Annotated in this window: 12 protein-coding genes and 1 tRNA gene; 6 read left to right on the forward strand and 7 right to left on the reverse strand. The window is 59.4% G+C overall.

All coding sequences use genetic code 11. The features are described 5' to 3' along the window. Positions 1–14: 14 nt before the first annotated feature. The 4 genes from ACEN9A_RS03660 to ACEN9A_RS03675 form a co-directional block, all read right to left on the reverse strand. Positions 15–89: transfer RNA gene (locus tag ACEN9A_RS03660), tRNA-Gln, on the reverse strand. Between the two features lie 37 nt (positions 90–126). Further along, positions 127–978 carry a 4-(cytidine 5'-diphospho)-2-C-methyl-D-erythritol kinase gene (gene ispE, locus ACEN9A_RS03665; RefSeq protein ID WP_258672371.1) on the reverse strand — a complete coding sequence of 284 codons (852 nt, stop codon included), beginning with the start codon at positions 976–978 and terminating at the stop codon, positions 127–129. Between the two features lie 2 nt (positions 979–980). Continuing rightward, positions 981–1598 carry a lipoprotein insertase outer membrane protein LolB gene (gene lolB / locus ACEN9A_RS03670; protein WP_018929569.1) on the reverse strand — a complete coding sequence of 206 codons (618 nt, stop codon included), beginning with the start codon at positions 1596–1598 and terminating at the stop codon, positions 981–983. A 4-nt stretch (positions 1599–1602) separates the two neighbouring features. Beyond that, on the reverse strand, positions 1603–3327 hold the full coding sequence (locus ACEN9A_RS03675) for a tetratricopeptide repeat protein (RefSeq protein WP_258672372.1): 1725 nt from the start codon (positions 3325–3327) through the stop codon (positions 1603–1605). A gap of 234 nt (positions 3328–3561) precedes the next feature. Here ACEN9A_RS03675 and hemA point away from each other — a divergent pair, with 234 nt between their 5' ends. The 6 genes from hemA to ACEN9A_RS03705 all read left to right on the forward strand — a co-directional run bounded on the left by hemA (position 3562) and on the right by ACEN9A_RS03705 (position 8929). After that, positions 3562–4851, forward strand: coding sequence for a glutamyl-tRNA reductase (gene hemA / locus ACEN9A_RS03680; protein WP_026346024.1), 1290 nt, complete (start codon positions 3562–3564; stop codon positions 4849–4851). Then, positions 4848–5930 (forward strand): peptide chain release factor 1, encoded by a 1083-nt coding sequence (gene prfA, locus ACEN9A_RS03685; RefSeq protein ID WP_007939759.1) that lies wholly within the window; start codon positions 4848–4850, stop codon positions 5928–5930. The genes hemA and prfA overlap by 4 nt, the downstream gene beginning before the upstream one ends. Then, positions 5931–6761, forward strand: a complete 831-nt coding sequence (prmC, locus tag ACEN9A_RS03690; RefSeq protein ID WP_019651151.1) for a peptide chain release factor N(5)-glutamine methyltransferase — start codon at positions 5931–5933, stop codon at positions 6759–6761. Next, positions 6755–7510, forward strand: coding sequence for a molybdopterin-synthase adenylyltransferase MoeB (locus ACEN9A_RS03695; protein ID WP_258672374.1), 756 nt, complete (start codon positions 6755–6757; stop codon positions 7508–7510). The genes prmC and ACEN9A_RS03695 overlap by 7 nt, the downstream gene beginning before the upstream one ends. Next, entirely contained in the window at positions 7503–8294 is a 792-nt protein-coding gene (gene murI / locus ACEN9A_RS03700) for a glutamate racemase (protein WP_019651153.1), read from the forward strand. Before ACEN9A_RS03695 ends, murI begins: the two co-directional genes overlap by 8 nt. A gap of 116 nt (positions 8295–8410) precedes the next feature. After that, the gene (locus ACEN9A_RS03705; RefSeq protein ID WP_258672376.1) at positions 8411–8929 is read left to right on the forward strand and encodes an acyloxyacyl hydrolase; all 519 of its coding nucleotides are present in this window, start codon (positions 8411–8413) and stop codon (positions 8927–8929) included. Between the two features lie 69 nt (positions 8930–8998). Here ACEN9A_RS03705 and ACEN9A_RS03710 read toward each other — a convergent pair whose 3' ends face one another. The 3 genes from ACEN9A_RS03710 to phrB form a co-directional block, all read right to left on the reverse strand. After that, positions 8999–9304, reverse strand: a complete 306-nt coding sequence (locus ACEN9A_RS03710) for a YkgJ family cysteine cluster protein (protein ID WP_018929577.1) — start codon at positions 9302–9304, stop codon at positions 8999–9001. 60 nt (positions 9305–9364) lie between these two features. Next, positions 9365–10138, reverse strand: a complete 774-nt coding sequence (locus ACEN9A_RS03715) for an SDR family NAD(P)-dependent oxidoreductase (RefSeq protein WP_258672377.1) — start codon at positions 10136–10138, stop codon at positions 9365–9367. Positions 10139–10204: 66 nt separating this feature from the next. Then, entirely contained in the window at positions 10205–11653 is a 1449-nt protein-coding gene (phrB, locus tag ACEN9A_RS03720; RefSeq protein WP_258672378.1) for a deoxyribodipyrimidine photo-lyase, read from the reverse strand. Positions 11654–11665: the final 12 nt, after the last annotated feature.

Below are 11665 nucleotides of genomic sequence, written 5' to 3' on the forward strand. Positions count from 1 at the left end.
TGAGTATAGGAAAATGGCAGGGGCGGCTGGATTCGAACCAACGCATGGCAGGATCAAAACCTGCTGCCTTACCGCTTGGCGACGCCCCTGTATCTGTTGCTACGAGTACCCAGTACCCGATTCCTTTTAGAGCAGACTTTGCAGCTTGCGATGCAACATCGAAACGTTGCTTCCTTTTGCTACAAACCCTGTAAGGGTCTCTGTAAGAAGGGCCGAGACTTTATCAGCTTCAGCTTTGCTTGGGAAGCCCCCAAACACACAACTTCCAGTTCCGGTGAGTTTTGCTTCGGTAAATTTACCTAGCAAATTCAAGGCGTTACGTACCTCTGGATAACGTCTTGCTACCACCGACAAGCAGTCATTTCGACTGTTTCCCTTGGGAACGGGGCGCACTTTAATGGGAGGAGTGTTACGTGTCAACAGCGGATCTGAAAAAATTTCTGCTGTACTTACAGATACTTGCGGCACAAGCACCAGATACCACGGTTCCTCGGGTTCTACAGGCGTGAGTTTCTCCCCCACGCCCTCGGCGAAAGCCGCGTGGCCACGCACGAAAACCGGGACGTCGGCGCCAAGCGTCAGGCCCAGCGCGGCCAGCCTGTCGTCATCCCAGCCCAGTTGCCAAAGATGATTGAGGCCCAGCAACGTGGTCGCCGCGTTCGAACTGCCGCCACCGATTCCGCCGCCCATGGGCAGGATTTTTTCGATCCAGATGTCGATGCCCAGCGAGCAACCGGATTGCTCCTGGAGTTTTTTCGCGGCTTTGACGATCAGGTTGCTGTCGTGAGGGACGTCGGCGAATTCGGTGTGCAATCGAATAACGCCATCGTCGCGAACGGCGAAGGTGATTTCATCGCCGTAATCGAGAAACTGAAAAATCGTCTGCAACTCGTGGTAACCGTCTTCACGGCGACCGAGGATATGCAGCATCAGGTTGAGTTTGGCGGGCGAGGGCAGTGTCAGGCGTGGGGTAGTCATCTTCACTGCCCCAGTTTGCGCGGTTGCCAGTCCTTGATCACCAGCGTGACATCAAGGTCGGTGCCGTGCAGTTTGATCCGCTCGGGCAGCCAATAGCCGTTTTGCTCGGCATAACTGAGGTACTCGACCTGCCAGCCATCCTGTTCAAGATTGGCCAGGCGGCTGTCGACGTCCAGGGTCAGACGACTTTTGCTGTCCGGGGCCGGGAGACCGCGAACCCACCACGCCAGATGGGACACCGGCAATTTCCAGCCCAGTTGTTCTTCGACCAGGGCTTCCGGGGTCGACGCGTCATAACGGCCCTGATTGGCCACTTCCAGCGAGACTTTGCCGGGGCGCCCGGTCAAGCGGGCTGCGCCACGACCCAGTGGGCCGGAGAGGCGGATGTCGTAGTAATCCTGGCGTTGCAGCCAGAACAGGGTGCCGCTGCCCGAATCTTTTGGCGCGCGGATACCGATCTTGCCGTTGATCTGCCAGCCGTCGAGGCTGCTCAGTTGTTGTTTGTGCTCGCGCCATTGGGCCGGGTTACCGTGTCCCCCGACCGATTCACGGGCGCTGAAGCCCGCGCAACCGGCGAGCAGGGCGATGAAGCTGAAAACGATGATGTGGCGCAAAAACATAATCTTAAAGAGTCTCTGATCCGGTCAGGCGCTTGATGGTGCTGCGCAGGGTAGGGCTGTCGGGCTGCTCCTTGAGGAACTTGCTCCAGACTTGTTTGGCTTCGCGTTGTTTGCCATTGGCCCACAGGACCTCGCCCAGATGAGCGGCAACTTCCTGATCGGGGAAGCGCTCCAGCGCCTGGCGCAAATAGCGCTCGGCTTCGTCGAGGTTGCCCAGGCGGAAATTCACCCAGCCGAGGCTGTCGAGAACGGCCGGGTCTTCCGGGTTCAACTGGTGCGCCTGTTCGATCAGGGCCTTGGCTTCGGCGTAGCGCGTGGTGCGGTCGGACAGGGTGTAGCCGAGGGCATTCAACGCCATCGCATTGTCCGGGTCGCGTTTGATGATCAGTCGCAGGTCTTTTTCCATCTGCGCCAGGTCATTACGCTTTTCCGCCTGCATGGCTCGGGTATACAGCAGATTCAAATCATCCGGGAATTTCTGCAGGGCTTGCTGCAAGACGTTCCAGGCCTTGTCGCCCTGTTTGTTGGCCGACAAGGTTTCGACTTCGATCAGGTACAACTGGATGGCGTAATCGGGTTGCTCGTCGCGCTGGGCCGCAAGACGTTTTTGGGCTTCGGCGGTCCTGCCGTTGTTCATCAGAATATCGGCCTGACGCAATTGCGCTGGCAGGTAATCGTTGCCCGGCCCGACCTGGGCGTACTCGATCAGCGCGCCCTGGGGGTCGTTACGCTCTTCAGCGATACGCCCAAGGTTCAGGTGAGCTGAGTCGACATGGCTTTCCCTGGCGATCAAGTCTTCCAGATAACCTTTTGCTTCGTTCCAGGCCTTGGCTTCCAGGCAGACCAGAGCCAACGAATAACGCAGTTCGTCGTCTTCCGGGTATTGCTGCACCAGGCTCGAGAACTCGACCTTGGCGTCGTCCATGCGGTCCTGTTCGACCAGCATGCGCGCGTAGGTCAGGCGCAGGCGTTTGTCGTCCGGGTATTTCTTGATGCTTTTTTGCAGTAACGGCAAGGCTTCACCGCCACGGCTGAGCCCTTGCAGCAGGCGCGCGCGCAGCAGAATCGGCGCTATTTCGCCTTCTTCCGGCGGGTTGTCTTCGAGCAGGGTCAGCGCGCCTTTGGCGTCGCCATCCTGTTGCAACAGCAAGGCCTTGCCGAAAATCAGCTGGTTGTTGTGCGGGTGGCGCTGCAACAAACGGTCAAAACCTTTCATCAGGCCGTTGCGGGTTTCCTGGTCAGTATCGGCCGCAGACAGGGCGAGGAAGTCAAAATGAGTGTCGCCTTTGCCTTGCAGGACTTTTTCCATATAAGCCATGGAGTCGTCGTAACGCCCGGCGCGGGCGAGTTGCACGGCCGCCGCCCGTTGCGCCTCGAGATCGTTCGGGGCGTTTTTTGCCCAGATCAGCGAGGTGTCGAGGGCCGCTTGATCGGCGCCCAGGTATTCGGCAATGCGAAATGCCCGCTCGGAGATGCCCGGATCCTGGGTATTGATGGCCTGGGTCACGTAGTTGTCCAGGGCAATGTCGTAACGATTGCGCTGGCCAGCCACTTCGGCGCTCAACAGGCTGAAGACGGTTTCTTCGCTGAACGAGCTGTAAACCTTGGGCTTTTCAGGCGCCGGGGTGCTGTCTTCGACCGGCGGCGTACCGTCCGACGAAACGGGTGCCAAGGCCTGGCAGCCGCTGAGGAAGACAAAAGCGAGGAGCAACGCGGAAGATCTATTCATATAGGAAGAGGACGACTAACCTGCGGTCGGATCATCATGACACAAGCCTTCGGTCAAACATAACCGCCCGGCCAATTTACCCGCGCACGCAATCCCTGCAGGCCCGGCGCTGGTGTAAACGAGAACGGATCGCAGCTTCGGCGGCGTCAACCGGGACGATAGATATCGAGTGGTTGTTCTGGCTCTGTCGAAGTAGGACAATTGTCGGCTTCACGTCACCATCAGCGACCTTGAATGGCCTTCCTTGCACTCGGTATTAACCACAAGACTGCTTCAGTAGACGTCCGCGAGCGCGTGGCCTTTACCCCTGAGCAGCTGGTTGAGGCCTTGCAGCAGCTCTGCCGACTCACCGACAGCCGCGAAGCTGCGATCCTCTCCACCTGCAATCGCAGTGAACTGTATATAGAACAGGATCACCTTTCGGCTGACATCGTGCTGCGCTGGCTGGCCGATTATCATCATTTGAGCCTCGAAGAACTGCGTGCAAGCGCTTATGTGCATGAAGATGATGCGGCAGTTCGTCACATGATGCGGGTCGCCTCCGGGCTCGATTCGCTGGTGTTGGGTGAACCACAGATTCTTGGCCAGATGAAATCGGCCTACGCCGTGGCTCGCGAGGCGGGCACCATTGGTCCGCTACTCGGGCGTTTGTTCCAGGCCACGTTCAATGCGGCCAAACAGGTGCGAACCGACACCGCCATCGGTGAAAACCCGGTGTCAGTGGCGTTTGCCGCGGTCAGCCTGGCGAAACAGATTTTCAGTGATTTGCAACGCAGCCAGGCCTTGTTGATCGGCGCCGGCGAGACCATCACCCTGGTCGCCCGCCATCTGCATGAGCTGGGTGTGAAGCGAATCGTGGTCGCCAACCGTACCCTGGAGCGCGCAAGCACCCTGGCCGAGCAGTTTGGCGCCCATGCGGTGTTGCTCTCGGACATCCCGACAGAACTGGTGCGCAGCGACATCGTCATCAGTTCCACCGCCAGCCAGTTGCCTATTCTCGGTAAAGGCGCGGTGGAAAGTGCCTTGAAATTGCGTAAGCACAAGCCGATTTTCATGGTGGATATCGCAGTCCCTCGGGATATCGAACCGGAAGTCGGCGAGTTGGACGACGTTTACCTGTATAGCGTCGACGATCTCCACGAAGTGGTCGCCGAAAACCTCAAGAGCCGTCAGGGCGCTGCCCAGGCTGCCGAGGAGATGGTGTCGGTCGGAGCCGAAGATTTCATGGTTCGCCTGCGCGAACTGGCGGCGGTGGATGTGCTCAAGGCTTATCGTCAACAAAGCGAGCGCCTGCGCGACGAAGAATTGCAGAAGGCCCAGCGCATGCTCGCCAACGGCAGCAGCGCCGAGGACGTGCTGGTGCAACTGGCCCGTGGCCTGACCAACAAACTCTTGCATGCCCCGAGCGTGCAATTGAAAAAGCTCTCTGCCGAAGGCCGCCTCGATGCGCTGGCCATGGCCCAGGAACTCTTTGCCCTCGGTGAGGGCTCATCGGATAGCTTTTCGGATAAGAAACCGCAATGAAAGCGTCACTGCTCAATAAGCTGGACATCCTCCAGGACCGTTTCGAGGAATTGACCGCCCTGCTTGGCGATGGCGAAGTCATTTCCGATCAGAACAAATTCCGCACCTATTCCAAGGAATACGCGGAGGTCGAGCCGATCGTCGACACCTATAAACAGCTGCTTAAAGTGCAGGGCGACCTCGAAGGCGCACAGGCACTGCTCAAGGACAGCGACCCGGACATGCGTGAAATGGCCGTGGAAGAAGTCCGCGAAGCCAAGGAGCGATTGATCGAGCTCGAAGCCAGCCTGCAACGCATGCTGCTGCCCAAGGATCCGAACGACGGTCGTAACGTGTTCCTGGAAATCCGCGCGGGCACTGGCGGTGATGAAGCGGCGATTTTCTCCGGCGACCTGTTCCGCATGTATTCGCGTTACGCCGAGCGGCGTGGCTGGCGGGTAGAGATTCTCTCGGAGAACGAAGGCGAACACGGTGGCTATAAAGAAGTTATCGCCCGTGTCGAAGGCGAGAACGTCTACGGCAAACTGAAGTTCGAATCCGGTGCGCACCGTGTGCAGCGGGTTCCGGCCACTGAGTCTCAAGGTCGCATCCACACCTCGGCCTGCACCGTGGCGGTATTGCCCGAGCCGGACGAGCAGGAAGCCATCGAGATCAACCCGGCGGATCTGCGGGTCGACACCTATCGCTCCTCCGGTGCCGGTGGTCAGCACGTCAACAAGACCGACTCGGCGATTCGTATCACGCACTTGCCGTCCGGTATTGTCGTCGAGTGCCAGGAAGAACGTTCCCAGCACAAGAACCGCGCCCGGGCGATGTCCTGGCTGTCGGCCAAACTCAACGACCAGCAGACCAGTGCCGCGGCCAATGCCATCGCCAGCGAGCGTAAATTGCTGGTCGGTTCCGGTGACCGCTCCGAGCGGATCCGTACCTACAACTTCGCCCAGGGCCGGGTCACCGACCATCGGGTCAACCTGACGCTGTATTCGCTCGACGAAATTCTCGCGGGCGGCGTGGATGCGGTGATCGAACCGTTGCTGGCCGAATACCAGGCCGATCAATTGGCAGCGATAGGTGAGTAAATGACGATCATTGCCAGTTTGCTGCGCGCCGCCGATTTGCCTGATTCGCCCACCGCGCGCCTGGATGCCGAATTGCTGCTGGCGGCGGCCTTGGGCAAGTCCCGCAGCTTTCTGCACACCTGGCCTGAGCGTATCGTCCCGAGCGAAGCGGCACTGAAGTTTGCCGAGTATTTGCAGCGCCGCCGCAGCGGTGAGCCAGTGGCCTATATTCTGGGTCAGCAAGGCTTCTGGAAGCTCGACCTGGAAGTCGCGCCCCACACGTTGATTCCGCGTCCCGACACTGAATTGCTGGTGGAAGCAGCGTTGGAACTGTTGCCGGCCACCCCAGCCAAGGTGCTCGATCTGGGTACCGGCAGTGGTGCCATCGCCCTGGCGCTGGCCAGCGAGCGTCCTGCCTGGAAGGTCACCGCCGTGGATCGCGTGCTGGAAGCCGTGGCCCTGGCCGAGCGCAATCGTCAGCGCTTGAACCTGAACAATGCCACGGTGTTGAGCAGTCATTGGTTCAGTGCCCTGGAAGGCCAGCGTTTTCAACTGATCATCAGCAATCCGCCCTACATCGCTTCGACCGATCCGCATCTGGTGGAGGGCGACGTACGCTTTGAGCCGGCCAGTGCCTTGGTGGCGGGTGTCGATGGGCTCGACGATTTGCGTCTGATCGTCGCCCAGGCACCGGATTATCTTGAAGCGGGTGGTTGGTTGATGCTCGAACACGGTTACGATCAAGCCTGCTCAGTGTGCGATTTGCTGCTGACCCGTGGCTTTGAAGAAGTCCATAGCCGCACCGATCTGGGCGGTCACCAACGCATCAGTCTGGGGCGCTTGCCGTGCTGAATGATCAGGAATTGCTGCGATACAGCCGGCAGATTCTGCTGCAACACGTCGACATCGACGGCCAGTTACGGCTCAAGGAAAGCCGTGTGCTGATTATCGGTCTCGGTGGCCTCGGGTCGCCGGTTGCGCTGTACCTGGCCGCGGCTGGTGTCGGTGAGTTGCATCTGGCGGACTTCGACACGGTCGACCTGACCAATCTGCAACGCCAGATCGTTCACGACACCGACAGCGTCGGCCTGAGCAAGGTCGATTCGGCGATCCGTCGCCTGACCGCGATCAATCCAGAGATTCAGCTGATCGCCCATCGCACTGCATTGGACGAGGATTCGCTGGCCGCCGCTGTTGCCACGGTGGATCTGGTGCTGGACTGTTCCGACAATTTTTCCACCCGCGAGGCGGTCAACGCTGCGTGTGTGGCCGCGCGCAAGCCGCTGGTCAGCGGTGCGGCGATTCGCCTGGAAGGGCAATTGTCGGTGTTCGACCCGCGTCGTCCAGAGAGCCCGTGCTACCACTGTTTATACGGGCACGGCAGCGAGGCCGAGTTGACCTGCAGCGAGGCGGGCGTCGTCGGTCCTTTGGTCGGGTTGGTCGGCAGCCTCCAGGCACTGGAAGCGCTGAAACTGCTGGTGGGGTTCGGCGAGCCGCTGGTGGGGCGCCTGTTATTGATTGATGCCTTGGGCTCACGCTTCCGTGAATTGCGGGTCAAGCGTGATCCAGGCTGCAGCGTCTGCGGGTCGCGCCATGCGTGAAGCGCCGATTGCTGTGTTCGATTCCGGCGTCGGTGGACTCTCCGTGCTGGCCGAGATCCAGCAGTTGCTGCCAAACGAGTCTCTGTTGTACTTCGGCGATTGCGGGAATATTCCCTACGGCGAGAAAACCCCGGCATTCATCCGCCAGCGTTGCAGTGTCATGGCGCGGTTCTTTCAGCAGCAAGGCGCCAAGGCGCTGGTGCTGGCTTGCAACACCGCGACGGTGGCCGGCGTTGCGGACTTGCGGCGCGATTACCCCGAGTGGCCTATCGTCGGCATGGAGCCTGCGGTCAAACCGGCCGCTGCGGCGACGCGTAGCGGTGTGGTCGGCGTGCTCGCCACCACCGGTACTTTGCAGAGTGCCAAGTTTGCTGCCTTGCTCGATCGTTTCGCCACCGATGTACGGGTGATTACTCAGCCGTGCCCCGGGCTGGTGGAGCTGATTGAAAATGGCGATCTGCACAGCGAGACATTGCGTCAGTTGCTGCGAGGGTATGTCGAGCCGCTGCTGGCTGCAGGTGCAGATACGATCATTCTGGGCTGTACGCATTATCCCTTTTTAAAGCCGCTGCTAAAGCAGATGCTCCCGCAAAACATCAGCTTGATTGATACCGGCGCCGCTGTGGCGCGGCAGCTCCAGCGTCTGCTGGCCGAGCGAGAATTGCTGGCCGAGGGGCCTGCTCGCCCCGCACAGTTCTGGTCGAGTGCGGACCCAGAGCATTTCAGAAATATCTTGCCGATCCTGTGGAATATGTCTGGGGTTGTGCGAAGCTTCGAAAGATAGAGACGCGTAGCAAACGAATAATTGGGGTGAGCTTCTGATTAAACGGTGACTTCTATAGCTTTGTTTGTTTTGCAGCATAAAAATCATACTAAATTGTTCGGAAAAGGATGTTTCTAATGAAGCGACTATTCTGTTTGGCCGCGATTGCGACCGCATTGATGGGGCACAGTTTTTCCGCGCAGGCGGCAGGGGTGGAGTTCGGGGTCGGCCAGACCAGCGATTCGACCATGACCTACCGACTGGGCATGCAGTTCGATTGGGACAAGAGCTGGTTGCAGAGTGATGTTGGCCGCTTGACCGGCTACTGGAGCGGCGCTTACACCTACTGGGATGGCGACAAAACGGCGAGCAATCACAGTTTGTCGTTCTCGCCGGTACTGGTGTACGAGTTTGCCGGTCAGAACATCAAGCCCTACGTCGAAGCGGGTATCGGTATCGCGGTGTTTGCCAACACCGAATACGAAGATAACAAGCTCGGCAGTGCCTTTCAGTTCGAAGACCGTTTCGGGTTTGGTCTGCGCTTTGCCGGCGGACATGAAGTCGGGATTCGCGCCACCCACTACTCCAATGCCGGGATCAGTAACCCGAACGACGGTGTAGAAAGCTACGCATTGCATTACACGATGCCGTTGTAAGCCTGCAATGTTTGGATGTGGGAGCTACCTGTGGCGGGGGCTCTCACATGGCACCGGGTGACTTCGATCTCACCGATACGCTGTCGCAATCCCCTGGCGTTCGGTGATGCATTCCGGTGCGCCCATTTCGAACTCCCGGCAGATCAGCGGACGCTTTTCATAGATGGTGCACATCATGCTGTTGCGATCCAGTGCGGCGCACCAGCCGTCATCCAGTCGCAGCATGACTTCACCACCCCAATCATCGGTATCGATAAAACGTTCGGGCACGCCGGTGTCAGTGATCAGCATCACTTCAAGCTGGCAGCAGCAGGCTGCGCAGGTCGAGCAGGTGACCGCAGGCTCGGCGACTTGCGTGTGGGGAATGGTTTTCATGGCGCGCAGTGTAAGGCAGTGAGCCCACGCTGTGTAAAAGGCCTGACAGACGCTCAGGCTTCACGGCAGACCCTCGATCGGCGGCTTGTTTCGCGCTTGTTCGTCGATTGCCAGTCCCGCCCGGTCGGGTTGTTGCGGCAGGGGCCAAAGAACAGGCATGAGCAGCTCCGGCAAGGAGAATTCCAGTGGACGATTCTTGATCATGTCGAGGAGGTATCGCGCGGCTTGGCCTGCCGACCAGTCGAGATGTATCGGGACGCCGTTGTTCAGAGGCGTATTGATAAGTCCTGGGCTGACCACGGTCATTTCGATGTTTTCCGGCGCCATGTCGATGCGCAATGACTCGAATAGATGACGCAACCCGGCCTTTGAATCGCCATAGGATTCGGTCCACGGCAGGGGTAACCAGGTCACCGAACTGGCAATGCCCACTAGATGCGGCGCAGTGCCCGCCTGCAGCAAAGGCCGGGCGGCTGCGATGCAATAGCTGCTGGCAAGCAAGTTGGTACGCACGATGTGCTCGATGATTGACGAGTCTAACTGATTGGCGTCGACGTATTCGCAGGTGCCGGCGTTAAGGATCATGGTGTCCAGAGAATCCCATTCCTGCGCAATATGCTCGCCGATTTCACGCACTCTTTGCCCGTTGGTCAAATCGCCCGCGACCACCAGCACCTGACCGGGATAGCGCTCAGACAGGTCTTTCAGTGACGCCACCGAGCGGGAGCTGACCGCCAGATGGGCACCGCTTTTCAGTATTTCTTCAGCCAGCGCAGCGCCAATACCGTTGCTGGCGCCGGTCAACCAGTATCGCCTTGGAGGTGTACGACTCATCCCAATCCCCTTATTTACCCAATATTTCCCTGGCTCAATTCCGTGTTCATGACGCAACGCTCAGCATCAATTTAATGACGGTGGCGATAAACCCTGTCGTGATGGCAGGTTCTTGAACGCGGCCAGGGCCCGTTCACGGGAAGCACTCAGATTGACGATGGGCGACGGATAATTCCTCACGCCGAACAGTCCGTCGAGATTTGCCGGGTTGTGCAGGTCTTCTCTATTCAATTCGTTGAGCTCCGGCACCCAGTGCTTGATGAACACCCCTTCGGCATCGAACTTTTCCGACTGGCTCAGCGGGTTGAAAATCCGGAAGTAGGGCGCCGAATCGGTGCCGGTGGACGAACTCCACTGCCAGCCACCATTGTTCGCCGCCAGGTCGCCATCAATCAGGTGCCGCATGAAGAAGCGCTCGCCTTCACGCCAGTCGATCAGCAGGTTCTTGGTCAGGAACATCGCCACCACCATGCGCAGGCGGTTGTGCATCCAGCCGGTTTCCAGCAATTGGCGCATGGCGGCATCGATGATCGGCAGGCCGGTGCGGCCTTGCTGCCAGGCCTCGAGTTCTTGCGGGGCGTCACGCCAGACCAGGGCTTCGGTTTCCGGACGGAAGGCGCGGTGCCGGGATACACGTGGGTAGCCCACCAATATGTGTTTGTAGAACTCGCGCCACAGCAGCTCGTTGATCCAGGTGACGGCGCCGACCTTGCCGCTTTCGAACTCGCCCTGATTGCTTCGCAACGCGGCGTGCAGGCACTGACGAGGGGAAATCACCCCGGCGGTGAGATAGGCCGAGAGCTGGCTGGTGCCGGGTTTTGCCGGGAAGTCGCGTTCGCTGTGGTAATAGTCGATCTGGGCGTCGACAAAGGTGTCGAGGCGGCGCCGGGCTTCGGTTTCACCGGCTGGCCAGAGGGCGCGCAAGCTGTCGTTGGGAGAAGCGAAACCCTCGACACGGGAGGGCGGTTCGTCGCTGCTGATATGCAATGGAGCCTGAAGGGCGGGTGCAGCGACCAATCCGGGTAATGAAGCGTGCAGGCGTTCGTAGCAGACCTTGCGAAACTGGCTGAAGACCTGGAAGTAGGTTCCGGTTCTGGTGAGCACGGTGCCTGGCTTGAACAGCAGCTGATCGAGGTGGCTGTAAAAGTCGATGCCCCGGGCTTTCAGCGCGTGGGCCACCGCCGCATCACGGCGAGTCTCATGTATGCCGTATTCCTCGTTGACGTGCACCGCGTCGATCTTCAACTGCTGGCACAGTTCGAGCAGAACCTTGGGCGCTTCATCCCAGCGGGACGCCTGGCGAATCAGTAGCGGGATGTTCAGGGCGTCCAGCGCGCGTCGTAATTCGGCGAGGTTGCGCAACCAGAAGTCCACTTTGCACGGCGCGTCGTCGTGCGCAAGCCACTGCTGCGGGCTCGGCAAATACACCGCCACACACGGGCCACGGGCTGCGGCGGCCGAGAGGGCGGTGTTGTCGTGTAGACGCAGGTCGCTGCGCAGCCAGATCAATTGCATGGTCGTATCCGT

The sequence above is a fragment of the Pseudomonas sp. Pseusp18 genome (assembly GCF_059506005.1).